Consider the following 22,319-nt stretch of genomic DNA (forward strand, 5'->3'; position numbering starts at 1 on the left):
TTTTAGGCTGCGCCTTTATTACGGCGTTTAAACCAGAGGATTTTGCAAAAACGGCCGGACGATGAAATAGACGGCGAGTCCGGCCACCAGAACGCCTGCGCCTTTTCGAAACCAGGCGCCTCCCCGTTGAAAGGCGTTGTTCGACAAAACCTTGCGCACCAGCGCTGCACTGGATCCAGCCGCTGCAATGGGAATGCAATGGCCGATCCCAAACAATACAATCATCATGACGCCGGTTGCAATTTTTTCCTGGACCGTAATGACGGCCAGGATAGGGGCGATAAACCCGAAGGTGCATGATCCGGAAAGAATTCCGTAGGCCAGGCCGAGAATAAAAGCGCCGCCTATCCCCTTGACCCGCAGCCTGGACATGGCGCCGGAGGACATGGAGCAGGCTTGAACCCCCAGCATATCCAGGGAGACCCAAAGCAGGATGGCGCCCACCAGGATGGTCCAATAGGGGCTTACATCCCCCATCATCCGCCCCAGGACGGCGCACACGACGCCAAGAACGGCGATGGTTATGAACAAGCCAAAAGTAAAGGCGGCGGCGTATTTCGCCGCCCCCTTAACTTCCAGGATTTTATCCTGCCCCCCGACATATCCGACTATCAGAGGGATGGAAGCCATGTGACAGGGAGACAAAAGCACGCTGATCATTCCCCACAGCAGACAGCCAAATGCAGCGGCAAGGAGCCCTCCGGACATCCAGTGGTTTACGGTAACGAAAAAATCATTGAGCATTGCCGGCCGCCTTGGTTTTAGGGACGCCCAGTTTGTCAAACATGGCGACAATGCTCTTTTTGTCCATATAGCCTACATGACGGCTGACTTCCTTGCCGGTCTCGTCGTAAAAAATCTGGGTGGGGATGGCTCTGAGGCTGTATTTAGCGCCTTCCTCCCTGTTTTGCCACACGTCGATAAAGATGACGGACGCCCGCCCTTGATACTCCTTTTGCAATTCCTCTATGACCGGCGCCATCATTTTACAGGGAATGCATTTGTGGGCGCCCAAATCCAGCATGGTGACCATGCCCGGGGTCGGGACTTGCGGAATCGGCTCCCCGGCGGCATCCTGGGACGCCGCCGGACTGTGAAGCAGCAGCATAAAAAGAAATAGCAGGTTGATCAAGATCAGCCTTTTCATTGAATTCCCCCTTGATAAGCCTATTTACTTTAGCCAGGAAAGAACGTCTTTCTTCTTGGGAACCTTGCCTGCGATTTTCATTTGGCCGTCCACCACCACGGAGGGAGTGGCCATGACGCCGTAGCCCGCGATTTCCATCATGTCGGTGACCTTTTCCACATTGGCTTCCACGCCGGCTTCAGCCAGGGCTTCCTTGACGATTTTGGCGGTTTGTTCGCATTTCTTGCACCCGGGCCCCAAAACTTTAATATCCATTGCATCTCCTTTCTCGTTTACTCCGAAAATTCTTCTTTGCATAAGGCCGCAGCCTCCATGATCATGGAAGCGGGGATGGCCTCGTGGGTTGTTCCATTGTATTGTACGGTCCGGCACATAACCGGAGCGCCCAACATTTCGCCGCAGGACGCGCAGCAGCTTTCCGATTTTTGCGCCCCCGGCAGAATCTCTTCAATGGGGACGCCGTTAATCAGGATGATATTGGACTGATCCAGGCTTTCTTCATCCAGAGGAATTTCCTCCAGCAAGACCTCCCATCCCAATTTTCTCAACTCGCTGGCCGCACGGCGCACCTCCCACCCTGTGTCCGAACAACGATCGCAAGTCTTGCCGCCTTGGGTCAAACGCCGCCATTCCAGCTTGATTATCTTCATGAAACCCTCGCGTCTAAAACAGGAAGTTGAAAATGTATCCCACCAGCAGGATTCCTAGGGCCACCACGCCGATAAAGACGGCTATCAGGCGGGGCTTCAAGACCTTCCGCAGGATGATCATCTCGGGCAGGGAAAGGGCGATGACCGACATCATGAAGGCCAAAACCGTTCCCAGGGCCGCGCCCTTGCCCAGCAAAGCCTGGACAATGGGGATGATCCCGGCGGCGTTGGAGTACATGGGGATTCCCACCAATACGGAGGCGGGAACCGACCACCAGGCGGACTTGCCCATAAAGGAAGCCATAAAGCCCTCGGGGACGTATCCATGAATACCCGCTCCCACGGCGATGCCAAGCATCACGTAGAGCCACACCTTGCCCACAATGTCCCTGACCGCCTCAATGCCGTAGCGAATGCGCCCGACCCAGTCCAGTTCCTCCTCTTCCGCGCCCAGACCGCCGGATTGAATCTGAAAAACCCAGTCCTCCAGGTGCTTCTCCATTTTAAGCCGCCCGATGGTCCAGCCTGCGATCATGGCGATAAGCAAGCCCGTGCCTGCATAAATGGCGGCTATCTTCCAGCCGAACAGGCCGTAAAGCAGCACCACGGCGATTTCGTTGACCATGGGCGCGGCGATCAAAAAGGAAAAGGTGACGCCCAGGGGAACGCCCGTGGTCACGAATCCCAAAAACAGAGGCACGGCCGAGCAGGAGCAAAAAGGCGTGACTACGCCCAGCAGGGCGGCCAGCACATTGCCCACCGACTCCCGCTTGCCCGCCAATATGGCGCGGGTGCGCTCCGGGGTGAAAAAGGACCGTACAATGCCCACCCCGAAAACCACCAGGGTCAAAAGCATGAGCACTTTGGGAACTTCATAGATAAAGAAGGATATGGAGCTTCCCAAATGCCCATCCAGATCAAAACCGGCCGCCCAGGCCAAAAAGGCGGACGCCGCTTCTGAAAGAGGAAGAAGATTTTTATAAAGAATCCACCAGAGGACAAGAAAAAAAACGCTGCCGCCCAAATACAGGGCTAAGGTTTTTCTTTCCATGGCCGCCTCACTGGCGGCGTTCCCGCCCGTCCGGGGGGCTTTGCAATTGCATGCATCTTCTTGAATCGGTTCCATTTATCCTTTGCTCCGTTCGCCAAACCCGCCCCTGGGAGGGGCGCCCGGCATATGCTGTATATTTCGGAATGTATCGATGTATGGGTTCTTAACTGGCCAGGGCGCGGCCCTTGGAGCAGATTTCCTCCCGATTGATGTCGGGAAGCCGCGCCATCAGCCCCTGCACTCCGGCGTCGTCTTCCAGCCAGTGCTTCAGGTGCCCCAGGAGGCTGGCCGCATAGGGGCTGTCCGAACCGTCCGCCAGGCGGTAGTTCACCCACAGGCCCTCCTTGTAAAATTCGATAAGCCCGGCTTCCTCAAGTATTTTCAAGTGCTTGGAAACAGTGCTCTGGGCCAGCCCCAAGGCGTTTTGCAGTTCGCAAACGCACATGACTTTGCGTCCCAGCATTTTTACGATGCTCACCCTGCTTGGGTCAGACAGGGCTTTCATGACTTTGATGAATTCTTTCATGGCGTCCTCCATATCGCTATATGGCAATATAACGCAGGCGGAGGGCGGCGTCAAGAAGGTTTTTTTCGCCCGGGACGTATCAGGGCCGATGAAATGCTTATAATATCATAGGGGAAAAAAAGCCCTCCCTCAAATAAAACGGCCAATCGCGCCGCAGCCGGGGTGTTGACGCAAACCCCCTGATGCTGTAAATAAAGGCAGCCTTGGAGGAGAGGGAGTTCGTTCGTCAGGCGGTAAAAGGCCTCTTTGGCGAATATTCCTAAAAAAAAGTTGACAACCCACTCTAAAAAGGCCATATTTGCAAGCTGCGTTGGCGGGCATAACTCAGCTGGTAGAGTACGAGCTTCCCAAGCTCGGAGTCGCGAGTTCGAATCTCGTTGCCCGCTCCAAAACAATGGCTTCGCCTGCTCCCTGACCGAGGCGGCTTCCGGTTTCGTCACCAACTGCCGGACGTTTGACTTTGGCTGTGGAGTTTTTGATAACGGTTGACCGGTGACGTATGTAAGTTCACAAGGTGTCCGCGTTCAGGAAACGGGCGATTAGCCCGTTTTTTATTTGTTGGACCCCAGGGCTGGGAAAAAACGGCCAAGCCCTTGACTGAACAGGAATATGGGACAAAAGACGAAAAAAGATAAGTCCCGAAAAGGCGCCCCCCGGGTTTCCAAGGACAGAATTCGCCGCGTGGATGCGGACAGGATTCTGGAGCAGGTTCGGAAGCTGACGGGAGCGGCCCTGGAAGCCGAGGGCATGGACTTGGTCCTTGCTGAGTTCAAAAGGGAAGGCGGCGGTTATATTTTGCGCCTGTACGTGGACAAGGAAGGGGGCATCACCCTGGGCGATTGCACCATGGTCAGCCGGTATGTAGGCGACCTTTTGGACGCCTATGCGGATGAAATGCCCCGGTATCGTCTGGAGGTTTCCTCGCCGGGTCTGGACAGGCCCCTGACCAGGGAGGATCATTTCAGGCGGTTCGAAGGGCGGACGGCCCTTATTGTGACCAAGGAGCCCCGGGAGGGACGCAAGAAATTCAGAGGCGTCTTGTCCGGCGCTTCAAACGGCGTGATAACCTTAGTCGCGGACGAAGTCCCCATGGAGTTTGCGCTCCATGAAATCGAGTCCGCCAGACTCCAATACAAGCACGGAGAAAGCACATGTTGATCAGCGACATCGGCCGTGTCATAGACCAGGTCAGCCGGGATAAAGGCATAGACAGGAATGTGCTCATTGCCACCCTTGAAGAAGCTCTTCAGGCTGCAGCCCGAAAAAAATTAGGCCCCAGGGCGGACATCGAAGTCCAATATAATGAGGAAGCCGGAGAACTGGAAGTCTTTCAGTTCAGGGAAGTGGTCGAGGAAGTGACCGAACCGGACCTGGAAATGTCCATGGAAGACGGCAGGGAGTTGGATCCTGACTGCGAACTGGGCGACAGCCTGGGCAGCAAAATGGACACCGCCACTTTCGGCAGAATCGCCGCCCAATCCGCCAAGCAGGTCATCATCCAGAAGCTCAAGGACGCCGAGCGGGACGCCGTCTACTCCAGCTTTATGGATCGTAAGGGCGAAATCATCAACGGCATCATGCAGCGTATGGACCGGGGCGACATCATCGTCAACCTGGGACAGACCGAAGGCGTGCTTCCCTCCCGCGAACAGGTTCCCAGGGAGACGTATCACCGGGGGGACCGGATTCGCGCTTTCATCCTGGACGTGGTCCTGGAAGGCAGGGGGCCCCAGATTATTTTATCCCGGACCCATCCCAACTTCCTCACCAGCCTGTTTAAAATGGAAGTGCCGGAAATCGGCGAAGGCATCGTCAGCGTGATGGCCGCCGCCCGGGAGCCCGGAGTCAGAGCTAAAATCGCCGTGGCCTCCAGCGACTCGGACATCGACGCCGTGGGCGCCTGCGTAGGCATGAAGGGCAGCCGGGTTCAGAACGTGGTGCACGAACTCCGGGGCGAAAAAATCGACATCGTGCCCTGGCACGCGGATTCCGCCAAGTTCGTCTGCAACGCCCTGGCCCCCGCCCAGATTTCCAGGGTCATTATCGACGAAGAAAACCATGCCATGGAAGTCATCGTCCCCGACGAATTTCTTTCCGTGGCCATTGGCAAGAAAGGGCAGAACGTCCGGCTGGCCTCCAAGCTCACCGGCTGGCATTTGGACGTTAAGAGCGAAACCCGTTACAGCAGGACCATGCAGGACGGCTACAACTCCCTCATGGAACTGGCTGAACTGGACGAGAGCATCGCCGACGCCCTATATGAAAAAGGCTTCTACTCCGTGGAAGAGCTTTCCGCCGCAGACCCCGACGATCTGGTGCAGATCAAGGGCATAGACCTGACCCTGGCCGACACGCTCATCGTCGCCGCCCAGGAAGCCATGGCCAGCATGGCCATGGAGAAGCAGGCCTCTGCGCCGCAGGAGGCTGAAGAAGCCGAGGACGCCCAGCAGGAGGAAGCAGCGCCTGAAGAGGAGTTCCCGGAAGAGAGCGAAGAAGCTGAAGAAGTTGAAGAAGCCGAAGAAGAGGAAGAAATTCCGCAGGACGAGCCTGAAGACGGCTCGGACGAAGATTCGGCGGAAGAACCGGCGCCTGAAGAGGAGCCGGAAGAAGAGAAATAAGGCAATAGGATTACGAACACCAAAACGAATAAACCAGGGGCCCTTCCGCCCAAGCCGCCCAGCGGCGCAGGAGAGGCCCAAAGGGTTGCATAAAACGTTTAGAGGGGTATTTCTTCTTTTGAAACGGGAACAACTTCCGAACATGACCGGAAGCAGTCAAATGCAAGACCAGGTTTAGGGGGAATGGATGGCAAAACTCAGAGTGCATGAATTAGCCCGGGAGCTCAACATGACCAATAAGGTGCTCCTGGATAAACTCCAGGCCATGGACCTCCCCACGCCTGTGAGGAGCCACATGAGCAGTCTGGATGACGATGTGGTGGCCTTGGTGAAAGCCAGCCTGGTCCGGCCTAAAGCGAAAAGCGTGGTGGAAAAGCGCATAGGGACAACCGTTATTCGCCGGCGTAAGAAAGTCGTCAAACCGGCCGAAGGCGGCCCCGAAGAAGCGGCGAAGCCCGAAGACGGGGCGGAGGAAGGCGTGCAGGAAATGGATGCAGCGCAGGAATCCGTCAGCGCTCCGGAAGCCGAAAAGGCTCCGGAACCCGTTGCCGAAAAAGCGCCCGAGCCCCTAGCGGCTGCTCCCGCCGCGGAAGAATCCAAGGCTGAAGAGGGCGCCCCTGCGCCCGAAAAGGCTGCTCCCGTCCACGCCAAGGAAGAGCCGGAAGAGGCTCCCAAGGCGGAAGCCAAGCCCGCACCCTCGAAAAAGGTGGATGTGACTCCTCCGGGGGAAAAGGCCAAGATCATAGCCAAGCCCGAGCCGGCCCAGCCGGCCGAGCCCGAGCCGCCCAAGGAAGCTCCCGCGCCTGCGGAACCGCCTGAGGAAAAACAGGCTGCTCCGGCCAAGGCCGCCGATGCTCCCGCCGAGCCCCGGGAACAGCCCGAGGCCAAGCCGGAAGCCAAGCCGGAAGCCAAGGTTGAGGCCAAAGCCGAAGAAGAGACGCCTGCCAAGCCGGAGGAAGAGCCCAAGGCCCAGGAAGAGCGGAAAGCCGCTCCGGAAGCTCCCCAGGAAGGAGCCAAGGCCGAAGAGCCCGCTCAACCTGCGGAAGACAAAAAATCCGAAGAAAAGGCCAAAGCTCCGGATGAAAAGGAGTCTGGCAAATCCCAGGAGCCTCAGGCCGCCAAGGAACCCCCCAAGGAAGCTCCCAAGCCCAAGGGCAAAAAGAAAAAGAAAAAGGAGACTGCGGCGAAAATCATCAGTCTGCCTACAAAACCCGTGGAACCCGTTGTTCCGCCTGCATCCCGTCAAAAACCCGCTCCTCAGCCGCCGGCCGGACCGGGTGGTCCGGGTGGACCGGGCGGCCCTTCCCAGCCCCGTGCGCCTCAGGACCTTGGCGGCGATCCGTCGGCCAAGAAGGAAAAACGCAAGAAAAAGGGACGCCGCGATGGCGGAACCACCGAGGAAACGGATTCCAGGTTCTTTAAGAAAAAGATTTCTTTCCGCAAAAAGGCCGTGGTGGAAGGGGCCGATCTTTACGACAAGACCCCCGGAAAGATGCGTAAAGGCAAAAAGGGCCAGAAGGCCGCCCCTGTGAGACAGCAAAAGACGCAAACCACCACGCCCAAGGCCATCAAGCGCCGCATCAAGATCGACGAGGCCATCGCCGTGGCCGATCTGGCCAAACGCTTGGGCATCAAGGCCGCCGAGCTTATCAAAACCCTGATGGGCATGGGCATTATGGCCACGGTCAACCAGATGCTGGACTATGACACCGCCGTGCTTTTGGCCGCGGAATTCGGATATGAAGTGGAAAAGGCCAGTTTCGAGGAGGAAACCGTCCTCAAGGCCGAGGAAGACGCTCCCGAAGCCTTGTCAAACCGTCCGCCCGTCGTGACCATCATGGGCCACGTCGACCATGGCAAGACCTCCCTGCTGGACGCCATTCGCGAGAGCAACGTAACCGGGGGCGAGGCCGGCGGCATCACCCAGCACATCGGCGCTTACCTGGTGGACTCCCCCAAGGGCAGGATCGCTTTCCTGGATACTCCCGGCCATGAGGCCTTTACAGCCATGCGCGCCCGGGGCGCCCAGGTTACGGACATCGTGATTCTGGTTGTGGCCGCCGACGACGGGGTCATGCCCCAGACCGTGGAAGCCGTCAACCACTCCAAGGCGGCCGGCGTTCCCATCATCGTGGCCGTCAATAAGATGGATAAGGAAGGCGCTGATCCGGACCGCGTCATGCGCGAGCTGGCCGATCACGGGCTGGTGCCCGAAGACTGGGGCGGAGACACCATCTTCGTTCACGTGTCCGCCAAGCAGCGCCAAGGCCTCGACGACCTGCTGGAAATGGTCCTCCTTCAGGCGGAAGTGCTGGAACTCCAGGCCAACCCGGACAAGCTGGCCAGAGGCCATGTTGTGGAAGCCAAGGTGGATCCCGGAAGGGGGCCTGTGGCTACGGTCCTGATTCAGGAAGGCACGCTTCACGCCGGAGACGTGGTTGTCTGCGGCATTCATTACGGCAAAGTGCGCGCCATGTACAACGAAAAACGCCAGCCCCTGGACGCCGCCGGCCCTGCGTGCCCGGCCGAAATCCTGGGCCTTTCCGGCGTGCCCATGGCGGGCGATGAAATCATTGCCGTGGATGACGAAAAGGTGGCCAAGCAGGTCTCTTCACACCGCGCTCAAAAACAGCGGGCCACGGAACTGGCGAAATCCAGCAAGCTGTCCCTGGACAACCTCTTCGACCAGATGCAGGCTGGGAACGTGAAGGACCTCAACCTGATTATCAAAGCGGACGTGCAGGGCTCCATCGAGGCCTTGCGCGAATCCCTGGAGAAGCTTTCCGGCGACGAGGTCAAGATCCACGTGGTCCATGCCGCCACCGGTACGGTTCTGGAGTCGGACGTGGCCCTGGCCGCCGTGTCCAACGCCATCATCGTGGCCTTTAACGTGCGGCCGAGCCCCAAGGTCAGCGACATGGCCGCCGAAGAGCACGTGGACATCCGCTTCTACGACATCATTTACAACGCCATCAACGAGATCAAGGACGCCATCGTGGGCTTGATGGAATCCACTTACAAGGAGCACGTCTCCGGCCGCGCGGAAGTCCGCGACACCTTCACCATTCCCAAGGTGGGCACCATCGCCGGCTGCTACGTGACCGACGGCAAGGTGGAAAGAAACAACCAGGTCCGCCTGCTCCGCGACGGCGTGGTGATTTTCGACGGCAAACTGGCTTCTCTCCGCCGCTTCAAGGACGACGTCAAGGAAGTGGCGACCGGCTACGAATGCGGCATGGGCATCGAGAACTTCAACGACATCAAGATCGGCGATGTTCTGGAGCTCTATTATCTGGAAGAGATCAAGCCGGTTTTGAAATAAGGCTGCAAATAACCGGCGCCGGGCGGGCCGGAAAAACCCGCCCGAACATAGAGTATGGTTATAGGCTACGGGGTGTTGGTGTTGAGAATACCCGACATCCATTCCCTCAAGGGAAAGAGAAAGATCGTGAAATCCGTGGTGGGGCGCATGCGAAGCAACTTTAACGCTTCGGTGGCCGAAACCGGGGATAATGATATGCACCAAAGGGCGGAAATAGGCTTCGCTCTGGTCGGCAACGATCAAAGACTGTTGAACTCAAAGATGGACCGGATCATCAACCTTGTGGAATCCATGGGCGTCTGTGAGATCATAGATTCGGAAATGGAGATAATGCATCTGTGAAATCCATAGGGCGCCAGGACAGAGTGGCGGGACGCATCCAGCAGGAGTTGTCCGCCCTCATTCAAAAACGCATTAACGACCCGCGCCTGGAATGGGCCACCATTACAGGGGTCAAAATGACCAAGGATTTGAAGATCGCCCGGGTTTATTACTGCGTGTTCGGCGAAGAAGAAAAGAAAATCAAAGTCGGCGAGGCCTTTCAGCAGGCCCACGGCTTTATTAAGCGGGAACTGGCCAAAAAATTGGGGCTCAGGTACATGCCGGAGTTGGAGTTTTTCTTTGACGAGTCCTTTGACTACGGCCGGAAGATCGAAAATATCCTGAAGGAAATCGGTCCCCTGGACAGCCCGGAGGAACCGGAGGAATGACAGGCATGCAGCTTGAAAAAGGGGCGGTAAACCACGGAATCATCGTGGTGGACAAGCCGTCCGGAATCACCTCCGCAAAGGCTCTGGACAAGGTCAAAAAGACCTTGGGCGTCAAAAAGGCGGGGCACACCGGCACCCTGGACCCGTTCGCCACGGGCGTGCTTGTATGCTGCCTGGGCGCAGCCACCCGGCTGGCCAGGTTTTTTCTTCATGGCGACAAAACCTATGAAGCGGTTATGCACTTGGGCATCGAGACCGACACCCAGGATTTGACCGGCGAAGTCACCTCCCGGATGGAGGCGGAGGCCGCCCAGGTTACGCCCGAGCAGATCCGGGAAGCCGCGGCCAGGTTCCAGGGGGAAATCGATCAGTTTCCGCCGGTGTATTCCGCGCTTAAGCACCAGGGAGTTCCTTTGTACAAGCTGGCTCGAAAAGGAACCCCCGTGCAAAAGGAAGCGCGGCGCATCACCATCTACTCGTTGGATGTGACTGACATAAACCCGCCCATGGCGGGATTCACCGCCCGCTGCTCAGGCGGGGCGTATATCAGAACCCTTTGCGCGGACATGGGGCGCGAATTGGGCTGTGGAGCCCATTTGCACGCCTTGCGCCGTACGGAAAACAGCGGCTTTTTCATTGAGGAAGCCGTGACTCTCGACCAGTTGGAAGACCTTGTTTTATCGGGAAAAATCAATGAGCATGTCGTGCCCATGGCCCATGCATTACGTCAAATGCCCGAATATACAGCGTCCTCGCAAACGGCCAGGAAAATCACCCATGGGGCGGCCCTCACATGGCTGGACCTTGGAGAAAAAACAGGCAGGCAAGACCTGCAGGATAATCCCAAGCATATCAAGGTGGCTTCCCAGGAGGGAGACCTGCTTGCCGTGCTTACGCCTAAAACGGACGGCATAGGCTTCACCTATGAATGCGTCTTTCCCCCAACCCGTCCTGTGGGGAGAAGGCATTCAAAGGGTGCGCCCATGCTTCCCAACGCAAGAAACAGTTTTAACAGTTAACCTACACAGGAGGCTTGAGAAACGTGGCCTTAACAGCGAAAACCAAACAAGAGCTTATCGAACAATTCAAGACCCATGACTCTGACACCGGTTCCCCGGAAGTGCAGGTGGCCTTGTTAACAAATCGGATCACTTACCTGACCGAGCATTTTAAGACCCACAAAAAGGATCACCATTCCAGGCGTGGGCTGCTTAAACTGGTCGGCCAGCGTAGAAGGCTCTTAAACTATTTGAAAAATAAGGATGTGCAGCGATATCGCACATTGATTGAGGCGTTGGGACTACGCAAGTAATCATTGTAGAGGTCAACATGCTTGCGACGAGGCTTTGGGCCGCGCCGCGGGCTGACATAAGCACTGGTTTGCGCACGACCACCGTCGGGAGATGCTAATGGAAGTAACACTAGAAAGGAATTTGGGGGACAGGCCCCTGCGTATTCAAACAGGCAAGCTGGCCAAGCAGGCCAGCGGGTCGGTTGTGGTTTCGTATGGCGAAACTATCACGTTGGTAACCGTGGTGGGTTCTCAGGAACTCCGCCCAGGCATTGATTTTGTTCCGCTATCAGTTGAGTACCAGGAGAAGGTATACGCCGCCGGAAGAATTCCCGGGAACTATTTTCGCCGGGAAATCGGGCGGCCCTCAGAAAAAGAAACCCTGACAGCAAGACTTATAGACAGGCCGATCCGGCCCTTGTTTCCCAAGACCTGGCGTTATGAAACCCAGGTGATAGCCACCGTGCTGTCCATGGATCAGGAAAACGACCCGGATATGTTGTCTATGGTAGGGGCTTCCGCCGCACTTTGCATTTCCGACCTGCCCTTTTCCACGCCGATCGCCTGCGTCAGGGTAGGCAGAATCGACGGCCAACTGGTGGCAAACCCCACTATCAGCCAGCAGGAAAATTGCGACCTCAACATCATCGTGGCAGGGTCCCGGGACGGGGTTGTCATGGTGGAAGGCGGAGGCCAATTTATTTCTGAAGAAGAAATGCTGGACGCCATTTATTTTGGCCAGGAATCCCTGGAGCCCCTCCTTGAGATGCAGGAAGAACTCATGGAGAAGGCGGGGGTTCCCAAAAGGTCGGCCGATCCTGAAGAAAAGGACGAAGAACTGGCCGCCAAAGTGGCGGAGCTGGCTGATCCCGAGATCAAAAAGGCTCTTGAAATCAACGACAAGCTGGAGCGTCAGGACGCCATTCGCGACGTCAAGAAAACCGTGATGGAAGGCCTGGGCGAGGAATACGAAGACCGGGGCAAGGAAGTCTCGGAATTCATCCATGACCGCACCCGCGTGATTATGCGCGCCATGGTGTTGGACGAAGGCCGCCGCATCGGCGGACGGCGCTTCGATGAAGTCCGGCCCATTACCTGCGAAGTGGGCATTCTGCCCCGGACCCACGGCTCCGCCCTGTTCACCCGCGGCGAAACCCAGTCCCTGGGCATCCTCACTTTAGGGTCCTCCGGCGATGAACAGCGTGTGGAAACCCTGTACGGCGACGAGACCCGTCCCTTCATGCTCCACTATAACTTTCCTCCTTACTCCGTGCGCGAGGTCAAAAGAATCAGCGGCCCCAGCCGGAGGGATATCGGCCACGGCGGCTTGTCCACCCGCGCCATCAAGGAAGTGCTTCCTTCCAAGGAGGATTTTGACTACACAATCCGGATCGTTTCCGAAATCCTGGAATCCAACGGCTCCTCCTCCATGGCCACGGTCTGCTCTGCAAGCCTGGCGCTCATGGACGGCGGCGTGCCCATCGCCAATCCCGTCTCCGGCATCGCCATGGGGCTCATGGCCGAAGGCGACAAGATTGTGGTTCTCTCCGACATTCTGGGGGACGAAGACCACATGGGCGACATGGATTTCAAGGTGGCCGGCACCAAGGACGGCATCACTTCCGTGCAAATGGACATCAAGATTTCCAGCCTCACCCGGGAAATCATGGAAAAAGCCCTGGCCCAGGCCAGAGTGGGACGTTTGCACATCCTGGAGAAAATGCTGACCACCATCAGCGAGTCCCGCGAGGAAATGTCTCCTTACGCGCCCAAGGTGTTCACCGTCCAGATCCATCCTGACAAAATCCGGGATATCATCGGCCCCGGCGGCAAGGTGATCCGGGCCATCCAGGCGGAAACCGGAACCCGCGTCGACGTGGACGACAGCGGCCTGGTCAAGGTCTCTGCGGTGAACCTGGAAGAAGGCGAAGCAGCCCTTCAGATGATCAAGGACATTACGGCCGTTCCCGAAGTGGGCGCCGTCTACGAAGGAACCGTCGTGAAAATCATGGACTTCGGCGCCTTTGTGGCTATCCTCCCCGGCACGGAAGGCCTGTGCCATATTTCCCAACTGGACACCAAGCACGTCAAAAAGGTGTCCGACGTGGTAAAGGAAGGGGAAAAGATCAAAGTCAAGGTGCTGGAATTAACCAAGGATGGAAAGATCCGTCTGAGCCGCAAGGCGCTTCTGGAAGAAGAGAATGGAAAACCCGGTCCGGAAAACGGAGCTCCAAAACGGGATAAGAATCGTCACTAATTCCATGCCGCATGTGCGGTCTGTGTCCATGGGCGTCTGGGTTAACGTAGGCGCCCGGGACGAACCTCTTGAAAACAACGGCATGTGCCACTTTATCGAGCACATGGTTTTCAAGGGCACGGAAAAGCGGGACGCTTTCCAGATAGCGGCCGAAATGGACGCCATCGGAGGAAACGCCAACGCATTCACCGGCATGGAGGATACCTGCTACCATGGCAAGGTTCTGGATACGCACTTGCCGCGGCTGACGGATATTCTATCGGACATCTTTCTTAATTCCGTCTTTCAACCGGAAGAATTTATTCGGGAACGAGCTGTCATCCTGCAGGAAATCGGCATGCAGGATGACAGCCCTGACGACCGAGTCCATCTTATGACCGGCCAGGCGCTTTTCGGAGAGCATCCCCTGGGGCGTTCCGTCCTGGGTTCTCCGGATAACCTTCTTTCCTTCGAGGCCCACTCCCTGCTGGAATGTCTCAAGGAATGGTATCAGCCCAGCCGCATTGTCATCACCGCAGCCGGGCATCTGGACCATGACGACTTTGTCTCCCTCACCGGGCCGGCCTTCGAGCAAGTGAGCCCGGGGCCTGAACTGCCTCAACGCGTTCCGCCGAAAAACAAGCCCGAACTGCGGGTGGAGCACCGGGACCTGGAGCAGGTGCATTTGTGCCTGGCCGCTTCGGGCCTCGGCGCCGTGGACCCCAGGCGCTACGCGTATTCCCTTATGAACATTATTCTGGGCGGAAACATGAGCTCCCGGCTTTTCCAGGAAGTACGCGAAAAGCGCGGCCTGGCCTATTCCGTGTATTCCTTCGCCCCGTCCTTTTCCGACACCGGCGCCATCGGCGTTTACGCGGGCGTGGATCCCTCCAACCTGGACCTTACCCTAAACCTCATCTACAAGGAATTGAGCCGCTTGAAAGAGGAAAAGGTGAGCGAACAGGAACTGAAGGGCGCCAAAGAGTATGTGCTTGGCAGCCTCATTATGTCCGCGGAGAGTACGGACAACCAGATGTTGAGGGCGGCCCAGAACGAAATCAATTTCGGGCGCCACAAACCCATTTCCGAATCCGCAAAAAATATTGAAGCCGTCACCAGGGAGCAAATTCTGGAGCTTGCCAACGAGTTGCTGGAACCGCCTATGGCCCTGGCCGTCCTTGGCCCTGTCAAGGACCCAGACAGCCTTAAAAGATACGTATAGGATTATTCATGCAATCCCAGGAACAGCCGGAAATCAGGATCAAACGATTGAATCCCGAAAAGGACGGAGACCTGCCCCTGCCCAGATACATGACCCCCGGGTCTGCGGGCATGGATATTTGCGCGGCCCTGGACGAAGATCTCGCCATGGCGCCCGGAGACATCGCCCTGGTTCCAACCGGCCTGGCCATGGCCATTCCCCAGGGCTTCGAAGTGCAGGTGCGTCCCCGCAGCGGCTTGGCCGTCAAGCAGGGGGTCAGCCTGGTCAACACGCCCGGCACCATTGATTCGGACTACCGGGGGGAGGTAAAGATCGGGCTCATCAATCTTTCCCGCGAAACGCGCACCATCTCCCGGGGCGACCGCATTGCTCAGCTTATTGTGGGACGCGTATTCCAGGCAAGGCTGACGGAGACGGACTCCCTGGACGAAACCGAACGCAACGGCGGCGGCTTCGGGCATACCGGCGTCTGATTTTTTTCGCCTTCAGATAATCGCTTTTGAAAAATTGTTAACCCGGATATAATAAGGCTGAAACGCCCCAAGAGCGGAGTTTGCTTCTGGGAGTCTTTTGACGACGCCGAAAAAAGCTCCCCCCCCCCCCCCTAAAGGGAGGAAGGGGCGAAGATTTTGGGATTAGCGCACCGAAGTTATTTGGTTTTAAATCCATTTGAAAGATAAGAAGTTGATGCTGGCATATGACGAACTCTCCCACGGAAAACCCGTTCAAAATCTGCGTGCTGGCCTCGGGCAGCAAAGGCAATTCCATCTACGTGACCGACGGAACAACCTCCATCCTGGTGGATGCAGGGCTTTCCGGCGTGCAATTGGAGCGGCGCATGGCCGAACGGGACATCGACCCCAGAAGCATCAGCGCCGTGCTGGTGTCCCATGAGCATACGGATCATGTGAGCGGGGTGGGCGTGCTTTGCAGGCGTTACGGGTATACGGCGTATTTTACGCGGGAGACGTACAGGGCCTCCATCAAAGGCCTGGGCAAAATGGAAAAATGCAAGGGCTTCGCTCCCGGCCAGGAATTCACTATAGGCGGGATGACGATTCATCCTTTTTCCACCAGCCACGACGCCGTCAATCCCGCCGGATTCACCATACAAGCCCATGGCGCCAAAGCGGGAATCGCCACGGACCTGGGAATCGCCACCGCTATGGTGAAAAACCACCTCCAGGACTGCAACGTGCTGCTTATGGAAGCCAATCACGACGTGCAAATGCTTTTGGACGGCCCGTATCCGTGGCATTTGAAGCAGCGGATCAAAGGCCGGTCCGGACATCTTTCCAACGACGCCTCCCGGGAACTGCTGGAGGAAATCCTCCATGAGGGCCTGTCGCACGTCATTCTGGGGCATTTGTCCGAGACCAACAACCTGCCGGAAATCGCCCTGGATACCGTGGCCCCGGTTCTGGACGGACACAAGGCCAAGCTCTGCGCCGCTCATCAGTCCGTGTGCGGCGACCTCATCGACATTTGCAGTAAAAAGAATCTACCCTGAAATCTCATCAGCCATACCCTGGTGATTTCGTTGTTGGGTTCGAAGTCCGCACACGTTTCCGCCATGCGATGCGCAAAGCCGGACTTCTTAACCCAACCTATCGGTGAATTTTGAGCGATGTAGGTTGGATAGAGCTTGCGAAACCCAACAATATTAAAATGTTAGGCGGAAAACTTGCCTTTGCGAACTTGGGTGTAAACCTCCATTAATTCAACCCCTGCTCCTGCATCAAGGCTTTTTTACCGTCCCGGATGGCTTTGCGGCGGAAATAGGCGGGGGCGTCCTCCCCCAGCATTTCGTCGGCCGCCTGTTCTATGGCCGCGTCCTTTTGCTCCTGGGTCAGTTCGGGATTGTTTTGGATTTCCTGCTCTTGAGCTTGAAATTCGCTTTCGGCCGCCTGCTTTTCATCCAGCATGACGTCCACCTCATCCAATGCCGCCACCTGCTCCGGGGTGAAGAACTCCTCCCGGAACTCCCGGGTGAGGGCTTCCTTGTCTTCTGGGGAGGTCATTTCGGAAAAATTCTTTTGGTACATGCGCAGCTTTTCCTGATACCGGTTATAGGGCAGTCCGTAGGCCTCCACATCCGAGGTCTGGTCTCCCCACATATCCTCGTTCAACTGCGCCAGCAGGGCTTCCTTTTCTTCGCCGTAAAGCTCCCTGTCCGCCACAATGGCGCCGCGGCGGATCCGGTACTCCTTGGTTTTTATTTCGGCTCCGTACAAGGCGTCGGCGACCTCCTTGCCAAGGTAATCACGCCGGTACGCCTGAATGCGGGCCAGCAGGGCCACCACTTCATCCACCGTAGCGGGTTGGCCCCAGGACTCCTGGGCGTAAGCCAGGTCCATTTCGCAGTTCAGGTAATCCGTATACAGGGCGAAAAGCTCCATGGCTTCGTCCTCGGGCAGTTGGGAAAGCAAAAATGCCTTCACCTCGGCAAGGTGGCTTTCCAGGTCTTTGCTGTGCTTGAATTTTTTTTCCAGATACTTGAAATACTTGCGGGTGAAAACGGTCACGCCCATGCCCTCGTCGAAATACCGGCTCACATTGACCTGGGAGTATCTGCCGGGTTCGGCCGAAGCCTTGGCCTGATTGACGGAGTCTCCGGGGGAGGCGACCCCGTGGGATTTGACAATGTCCTTAAGCGGGACGTCGTAGGTTTTGTCAAAGATGTATCCGGGCGGGGCGGCTTCAGGCAAGACGGCCCGCCGGGAATCCCCGCCTGACAGAAGCACATACCCCAGGACGATCAGAACCAGTGCGGCGCCGCACAACAAACCAATTTTTTTCCACTTGCTTAAGCCGGACATTGATTGTTCCCCCCGATGGCGCTGCAAAGGCCCTATTGAATTGAAACTTGGAAGATTTGAGGTCAAGGCTGGGAGTAAATGTAGCAAAAACGCCTCATTCCCGCAACCGAAGAATGGGCGAAGAATGGGCGGGCCTGCACCCTATTGCAGAAGCCAATCCCTCCGGACGCCAGAACGGTTGGCCTCCACTCCATGAGTTTGGTTTTTTCCTATTAAGTTCACGGAATTATGAACGGCCTTCAGAAATAAATGCTTCAATATTCAGAACAGGGGAGCGATTTCATTCCAAACAAAAAATTTGCACGTTTGTAAAGATTCTTTCCCCTCACAGTTTTATCCGCAATTAAGTGTAAATCAAACAATTCTGTTCAAAAGGAGGCAACCATAGTTGACTTACAAAGCCGTTTCCGCCAAAATTTTTCCTCCGGCAAGGGGATTCGCTATGCCGGATACACCTTGAAAACACATACAATTTGAACCAAGCAACCTCCGGAGTGGACAATGCCCAGCATTTCATCGCCCCTAAAGGCTATCTTTTTCCTTTTTTTCTTCCTGATTCCATTAGCCGGCTTATGCCATGGCGCCACCATTACTGTGCCCGGCGACTACGCCAAAATCCAGGACGCCGTTTTGGCCGCTCAGGCCGGCGACACGGTGGAGGTGGGGCCAGGAACCTATACGTTCACAGCTTATGAGGGCAACAACGCCGAGGCTGTCGCGGGAAGCAGCAATTGCACGGATCCTGGGAAAATTATAGGCAAGACCAATAATTGGGGCGATGATGTTAAAATAGGGGCTGATGGATATATCATTGTGCGCATGGAAGAGGAAATCATGGACGGGCCGGGGGATGATTTTTATGTCCATTGGTGGACGTCCAATGGCAACAGTTGGGGTGAATACGCCCATTATTACGTGGGAGGCTCAGCGTCCGGCCCCTGGACCCGGGTGACCAGCGCATCCGATGCTTTTTCATGGTATCATTTTGGGGATTTGTCCACGGCGGGCGCAGCCAGCGCAAGGTATGTCAAGATTGAACCTGTCCTCGAAAATTCGGATTGGACCCTGAACGTCAGGTTTGTGGAGGGGGATTTAAAATGGGATCCTCCCATTTATATCCCTAGCGCGATAACCTTAAAAGGCGCGGGGACGGGCCAGACCATCATTGACGGCGCCAACCTTAGCCCGGACGAGAGCATTGGATTTGTCAATGTAGGGCCGGACCCATGGTCAACGGTCCATTATGACGATTTTGCCGTGATCGCCGTAAACGCCACCGGCGTCGCCATTTCGGATTTGACCGTCAAAAACCATGGCTCCTATGCAGGCGTTCGCGGCTCCAGCAGTACCTGGGAACCCACCAATTTTTTAACGATTTCCGGGGTCGAAGTAAGCAATTGCTATACGGGAATGTCCTTTGGGGAAGGCTCCGACAATCTTGTGGTGGAAAACTGTCTGGTTCACGATAACGCTCACGGCGGAATCCAGTGCGGCTCCAAGAACGTCAACGTGAATGGAAATGTTTTTTATCAAAACGCCGACGGGAGCGGAAATAACGGATACGGAATCTCGGCGGCCTGGGCATGCGCCGGCAGATTCACAAACAATGTGGTTTTGTCTAATGATTATGGAATTACCGTACAATCCTCGGAGCTCGGCGCTCAAATAGATGTGTTGAATAACACCGTCGTTAACAACTCATCCGGTATACTCTTAAATAGTTGCACGGGCGCCGTTCGCGTCAAACGGAACATATCGGTCAATAATTTCAGCGGCGCCTCTGAGCTAAGCTGTTCGGTACCGCCTGACTTTGATTACAACATGGTCCATGGAAACACCCGCAATTATGAAGGGAACTCCACCGGCGCCAACGACATCCGGCTATCGCCCGTCTTTGTGGATAAAAACAGCGGCGACTACCATCTTCAGAATTCTTCTCCAGGCATAAACATAGCCCCCCCCTCCACCCAATATGAATACCTGGATGTGGGCGGCGTTATTACGGATACCAGCGGGACCGCGTGCCGCGGCGCCGCCGGCGGCATGGCGACGCGAATACCGGACGAAGGGCCGAATTCCCATTTTTTCGGGACGTATCAGGTGACGGAAACGGTGGGCGACTGCGATCCCGTCACTAAAATTGTGGAAGTGGGAAACGATCCGACCAGGGTGTATAACCAGAATTATCTATACATTCCCGCGGCCGGCGGCTCCTTTCAGCACCAATGGACCGAACTTGATCTGGACGCCCGCACCATGTCCATGCTCATTTCCGATAAGGTTATAACAATCACGGATCAAGGCGTATGGGCCGGCTACTCTTACCAGGGATGGGCGGACAATTACACGGTCACATTCGCTGAGGACTACAACAGCTTTACCTTTTCCGGCGCCTTGTCCGAGGACGGCGACGAGGCCTGCGTGGGCGCTAAAAGCGGAACCGGCGTCAGGCTTGACGGCGATGGGAATAATAAGCGTTTTTACGGCGCTTATATGATTACCGGGACGGAAGGGTCCTGCGACGAAGAAACCAAGTTTTTTGTCATCGGCGGCGACCCCGGCCGGATAGGATACGACAATTATTTGTATCTGCCAGCTTCCGGGACCAGCTTCACCTTTTCCGGGGAAAACATGGACGGCGATTACTGCCAATGGTCCACGTCCATCAGCGGCGATTCCATCACCTTGAATAATGAGGGCTACGCCGTCGACAACCCGGATAATACCTGGTCAGAGCAGATTACAGCCGTTTTCGCCGCTGACCTGAACTCGTTCACCTACTCCGGGACCAGCCAGGACGACGACGCGGACCAATGCCAGGGGGTCATTACAGGCTCAGGGGCCAGGGTAGCTGAGGCAGGCCCCAATACCAGGTTTTACGGAAATTATATTATTGATGAAACCCTGGGCGCCTGCACGGAAAATGGCAAGGTGGTGGAAATCGGCAATGACGCAAAACGCATCGGCGCAGAGTACTACATCTATCTTCCGGCGGAAGGCTCTGACTTTTCCTTCTCCTTTCGATACGACGACGGCGATGATTTTGCCGAGCGCCAGATTGCTGTGGCGTCGGACACCTTAACAATCGACACCGTGGGGGTATGGGTTTCCGATCCTTCCAAGGGATGGACCGAGCACATTGCTGCTCAATTCAGCGCTGACATGAACAGCTTGACCTACACAGGAACCCTTGCGGACGACGACCCTGCCGAGTGCCAGGGCGCCATGTCAGGAACGGGCGAGCGTATATCGACCCAGGCGGATAACAGCCGGTTTTTTGGAAGCTGGCTTTTGTTTATGACCGAGGGGCCGTGCAGTGCAGAAGTAAAGGTCGTGACCTTTGGCGGCGACGCTTCCAAGAAAAACGTGGACAACTACATCTATCTGCCTCCAAAGGCGAGCCCTGTTTCCTACTCGGGCTTTTTTCAAACCGACGAGGCTCTGTATGATAGAACCCTCACCCTGGGGGCGAATTTTCTTAAAATGCACGATGACATCATGGACGCCGGCCTGTCCAAGACGGAAGAGTACACAGCAATCTTTCATAACGGAGTTCCTGAACGGGATTATGACGGAGAACCGCGCATTCAGGGCGGCATGTACGACGCCGGGGCCGACGAAACCGATGTACAGGGCAGCGGCCTGGACCTGACCTGGGAGTTGGCCCTGAACCAGGAAATGGACCAGGAAGGCGCCATCGAGTACGAAGTCACAGGCGAGTCTGAAATGCAGGGCCTGACCCTGACGACGCCCTTGAATGAGGAGTTCGGCATTCCGTTCCGCCTCGAAGAAAACTCCCTGCAAGAGCGCTTTATTGACGGAACGTACTCCGTGGCAGCCTTTGGCGCCGAGGAAACCGGCGTTTTGTCCGGATCTTTTCCCGGCCAGTTTCCCGAGGTCTCCACACGAATAAAAGGCGATAAAAGCCTGTTTGTGGAATGGACGCCCTGGACCGCGGCCGTGGGAAGCGAAGCGCAAATCAAGGTCATGCTGGAAGTGAATCACGACGAGATTTACTCCGTCTCCCTTTCCAGCAGTGCGACTTCCTGGGTTGCGCCTATCCAGGACATCGCCTCCGGTTTGTCGGGCTGCGTGGAATATGAGCTCATCGTCATGTTCACCAACACTTGCGGCGAGGGCATCAGCAAATCCACAAGCAGAACTATTGATATGGACTGCTCCCAGGTCCCCTTGGGCGACTACAACGCGGATGAGGCCTTAACCCTGCAGGATTGCCTCCTGGGCTTGGAGATTCTCACGGGAAAGGAAAGGGCTGTCTCCTTTGACCAGGACCCCACGGGCAACCAAAAGGTGGAGCAGGAGGACCTGATTTACATCCTTCGGGAATTGGCGGAATAGCAAAAGGGGCGTCTTTTTCCATTGATAGGATGCGTATGAGGCGCCGCCGAGGCTTTCTGTTCTATTTCGCGAGGAGGCCATCGGGCGTATTGGAAGATTGGCATTTTTGTTGCAATAACGATATTATATAAGAAATACTCGACCTTTGTCGCATCATGAAAAGCCGTAGGTCGGGTTAAGAAGTCCAGGGATGGACCTTCAAGCTGGCAACGGTGCTGTTGGACTTCAAACCCAACAAAAATTGCAGCAATCGCCCTTTGAAGCCTGCCCCATGGAAGAGAGGTCGGAGCCAGTTGTTGGGTTTAGCAAAAAAGGACGCGGCTTCACAGCAATTATGGCTGGATTAATGTTTCTGCTTTTCTCTCGTT

The 22,319-nt window shown here is 56.2% G+C and carries 19 protein-coding genes and 1 tRNA gene; 13 read left to right on the forward strand and 7 right to left on the reverse strand.

What is annotated here, in order from left to right; genetic code table 11:
• Nucleotides 1-27: 27 nt before the first annotated feature.
• The 6 genes from BUE18_RS03275 to BUE18_RS03300 form a co-directional block, all read right to left on the reverse strand.
• Complete coding sequence (locus tag BUE18_RS03275) at nt 28-744, reverse strand: cytochrome c biogenesis CcdA family protein (RefSeq protein ID WP_073472789.1); 717 nt, start codon at nt 742-744, stop codon at nt 28-30.
• The gene (locus BUE18_RS03280) at nt 734-1,147 is read right to left on the reverse strand and encodes a thioredoxin family protein (protein WP_083610730.1); all 414 of its coding nucleotides are present in this window, start codon (nt 1,145-1,147) and stop codon (nt 734-736) included. The genes BUE18_RS03275 and BUE18_RS03280 overlap by 11 nt, the downstream gene beginning before the upstream one ends.
• Before the next feature lie 24 nt (nt 1,148-1,171).
• Complete coding sequence (locus BUE18_RS03285; RefSeq protein WP_015949449.1) at nt 1,172-1,402, reverse strand: thioredoxin family protein; 231 nt, start codon at nt 1,400-1,402, stop codon at nt 1,172-1,174.
• A 17-nt stretch (nt 1,403-1,419) separates the two neighbouring features.
• On the reverse strand, nt 1,420-1,797 hold the full coding sequence (locus tag BUE18_RS03290; RefSeq protein ID WP_073472790.1) for a DUF2703 domain-containing protein: 378 nt from the start codon (nt 1,795-1,797) through the stop codon (nt 1,420-1,422).
• A 13-nt stretch (nt 1,798-1,810) separates the two neighbouring features.
• Complete coding sequence (locus BUE18_RS03295; protein ID WP_139264593.1) at nt 1,811-2,923, reverse strand: permease; 1,113 nt, start codon at nt 2,921-2,923, stop codon at nt 1,811-1,813.
• A gap of 88 nt (nt 2,924-3,011) precedes the next feature.
• A complete protein-coding gene (locus tag BUE18_RS03300) occupies nt 3,012-3,374 on the reverse strand; it encodes an ArsR/SmtB family transcription factor (RefSeq protein WP_073472792.1) in 363 nt (120 codons plus the stop codon).
• 313 nt (nt 3,375-3,687) lie between these two features.
• Between BUE18_RS03300 and BUE18_RS03310 the strand changes: the two genes are divergently transcribed.
• The 12 genes from BUE18_RS03310 (at nt 3,688) to BUE18_RS03365 (ending at nt 16,283) form a co-directional block, all read left to right on the forward strand.
• Nucleotides 3,688-3,763 (forward strand) — tRNA-Gly (locus BUE18_RS03310).
• A 220-nt stretch (nt 3,764-3,983) separates the two neighbouring features.
• Nucleotides 3,984-4,532 (forward strand): ribosome maturation factor RimP, encoded by a 549-nt coding sequence (locus BUE18_RS03315; protein ID WP_083610731.1) that lies wholly within the window; start codon nt 3,984-3,986, stop codon nt 4,530-4,532.
• Nucleotides 4,526-5,992 carry a transcription termination factor NusA gene (gene nusA, locus BUE18_RS03320; protein ID WP_073472796.1) on the forward strand — a complete coding sequence of 489 codons (1,467 nt, stop codon included), beginning with the start codon at nt 4,526-4,528 and terminating at the stop codon, nt 5,990-5,992. The genes BUE18_RS03315 and nusA overlap by 7 nt, the downstream gene beginning before the upstream one ends.
• A gap of 187 nt (nt 5,993-6,179) precedes the next feature.
• Nucleotides 6,180-9,314, forward strand: a complete 3,135-nt coding sequence (gene infB, locus BUE18_RS03325) for a translation initiation factor IF-2 (protein WP_073472798.1) — start codon at nt 6,180-6,182, stop codon at nt 9,312-9,314.
• A gap of 54 nt (nt 9,315-9,368) precedes the next feature.
• Entirely contained in the window at nt 9,369-9,656 is a 288-nt protein-coding gene (locus tag BUE18_RS03330; protein ID WP_073472800.1) for a DUF503 domain-containing protein, read from the forward strand.
• Nucleotides 9,653-10,024, forward strand: a complete 372-nt coding sequence (gene rbfA, locus BUE18_RS03335) for a 30S ribosome-binding factor RbfA (protein WP_073472802.1) — start codon at nt 9,653-9,655, stop codon at nt 10,022-10,024. Before BUE18_RS03330 ends, rbfA begins: the two co-directional genes overlap by 4 nt.
• A 5-nt stretch (nt 10,025-10,029) precedes the next feature.
• Entirely contained in the window at nt 10,030-11,043 is a 1,014-nt protein-coding gene (truB, locus tag BUE18_RS03340; protein WP_170868247.1) for a tRNA pseudouridine(55) synthase TruB, read from the forward strand.
• A gap of 23 nt (nt 11,044-11,066) precedes the next feature.
• Nucleotides 11,067-11,336: a 30S ribosomal protein S15 gene (gene rpsO / locus BUE18_RS03345; protein WP_073472806.1), complete on the forward strand. Its 270-nt coding sequence runs from the start codon at nt 11,067-11,069 to the stop codon at nt 11,334-11,336.
• A gap of 97 nt (nt 11,337-11,433) precedes the next feature.
• A complete protein-coding gene (pnp, locus tag BUE18_RS03350) occupies nt 11,434-13,572 on the forward strand; it encodes a polyribonucleotide nucleotidyltransferase (protein WP_073472808.1) in 2,139 nt (712 codons plus the stop codon).
• A complete protein-coding gene (locus tag BUE18_RS27420; protein WP_073472895.1) occupies nt 13,517-14,773 on the forward strand; it encodes a M16 family metallopeptidase in 1,257 nt (418 codons plus the stop codon). The genes pnp and BUE18_RS27420 overlap by 56 nt, the downstream gene beginning before the upstream one ends.
• An 8-nt stretch (nt 14,774-14,781) precedes the next feature.
• Nucleotides 14,782-15,246, forward strand: a complete 465-nt coding sequence (gene dut, locus BUE18_RS03360) for a dUTP diphosphatase (RefSeq protein WP_073472810.1) — start codon at nt 14,782-14,784, stop codon at nt 15,244-15,246.
• 224 nt (nt 15,247-15,470) lie between these two features.
• The gene (locus tag BUE18_RS03365) at nt 15,471-16,283 is read left to right on the forward strand and encodes an MBL fold metallo-hydrolase (RefSeq protein WP_073472811.1); all 813 of its coding nucleotides are present in this window, start codon (nt 15,471-15,473) and stop codon (nt 16,281-16,283) included.
• Nucleotides 16,284-16,488: 205 nt separating this feature from the next.
• Here BUE18_RS03365 and BUE18_RS03370 read toward each other — a convergent pair whose 3' ends face one another.
• Entirely contained in the window at nt 16,489-17,592 is a 1,104-nt protein-coding gene (locus BUE18_RS03370) for a lipase secretion chaperone (RefSeq protein ID WP_073472813.1), read from the reverse strand.
• Nucleotides 17,593-18,093: 501 nt separating this feature from the next.
• Between BUE18_RS03370 and BUE18_RS03375 the strand changes: the two genes are divergently transcribed.
• The gene (locus BUE18_RS03375) at nt 18,094-21,951 is read left to right on the forward strand and encodes a NosD domain-containing protein (RefSeq protein WP_073472815.1); all 3,858 of its coding nucleotides are present in this window, start codon (nt 18,094-18,096) and stop codon (nt 21,949-21,951) included.
• The last annotated feature ends 368 nt before the right edge of the window (nt 21,952-22,319 follow it).

Origin of the sequence: Desulfatibacillum alkenivorans DSM 16219 (assembly GCF_900142135.1) — a bacterium.
GTDB classification, from domain to species: Bacteria; Desulfobacterota; Desulfobacteria; order Desulfobacterales; family Desulfatibacillaceae; genus Desulfatibacillum; species Desulfatibacillum alkenivorans.

Bases quoted from the DNA above. Each gene is read 5' to 3' on its own strand.
- dut (WP_073472810.1), top strand. From the start codon at position 14,782: ATGCAATCCCAGGAACAGCCGGAAATCAGGATCAAACGATTGAATCCC.
- BUE18_RS03315 (WP_083610731.1), top strand. From the start codon at position 3,984: ATGGGACAAAAGACGAAAAAAGATAAGTCCCGAAAAGGCGCCCCCCGG.
- pnp (WP_073472808.1), top strand. From the start codon at position 11,434: ATGGAAGTAACACTAGAAAGGAATTTGGGGGACAGGCCCCTGCGTATT.
- nusA (WP_073472796.1), top strand. From the start codon at position 4,526: ATGTTGATCAGCGACATCGGCCGTGTCATAGACCAGGTCAGCCGGGAT.
- BUE18_RS03280 (WP_083610730.1), bottom strand. From the start codon at position 1,147: ATGAAAAGGCTGATCTTGATCAACCTGCTATTTCTTTTTATGCTGCTG.
- BUE18_RS03330 (WP_073472800.1), top strand. From the start codon at position 9,369: ATGGTTATAGGCTACGGGGTGTTGGTGTTGAGAATACCCGACATCCAT.
- truB (WP_170868247.1), top strand. From the start codon at position 10,030: ATGCAGCTTGAAAAAGGGGCGGTAAACCACGGAATCATCGTGGTGGAC.
- BUE18_RS27420 (WP_073472895.1), top strand. From the start codon at position 13,517: ATGGAAAACCCGGTCCGGAAAACGGAGCTCCAAAACGGGATAAGAATC.
- BUE18_RS03275 (WP_073472789.1), bottom strand. From the start codon at position 744: ATGCTCAATGATTTTTTCGTTACCGTAAACCACTGGATGTCCGGAGGG.
- BUE18_RS03290 (WP_073472790.1), bottom strand. From the start codon at position 1,797: ATGAAGATAATCAAGCTGGAATGGCGGCGTTTGACCCAAGGCGGCAAG.
- BUE18_RS03365 (WP_073472811.1), top strand. From the start codon at position 15,471: ATGACGAACTCTCCCACGGAAAACCCGTTCAAAATCTGCGTGCTGGCC.
- BUE18_RS03375 (WP_073472815.1), top strand. From the start codon at position 18,094: ATGCCCAGCATTTCATCGCCCCTAAAGGCTATCTTTTTCCTTTTTTTC.
- BUE18_RS03370 (WP_073472813.1), bottom strand. From the start codon at position 17,592: ATGTCCGGCTTAAGCAAGTGGAAAAAAATTGGTTTGTTGTGCGGCGCC.
- infB (WP_073472798.1), top strand. From the start codon at position 6,180: ATGGCAAAACTCAGAGTGCATGAATTAGCCCGGGAGCTCAACATGACC.
- BUE18_RS03295 (WP_139264593.1), bottom strand. From the start codon at position 2,923: ATGGAACCGATTCAAGAAGATGCATGCAATTGCAAAGCCCCCCGGACG.
- BUE18_RS03300 (WP_073472792.1), bottom strand. From the start codon at position 3,374: ATGAAAGAATTCATCAAAGTCATGAAAGCCCTGTCTGACCCAAGCAGG.
- BUE18_RS03285 (WP_015949449.1), bottom strand. From the start codon at position 1,402: ATGGATATTAAAGTTTTGGGGCCCGGGTGCAAGAAATGCGAACAAACC.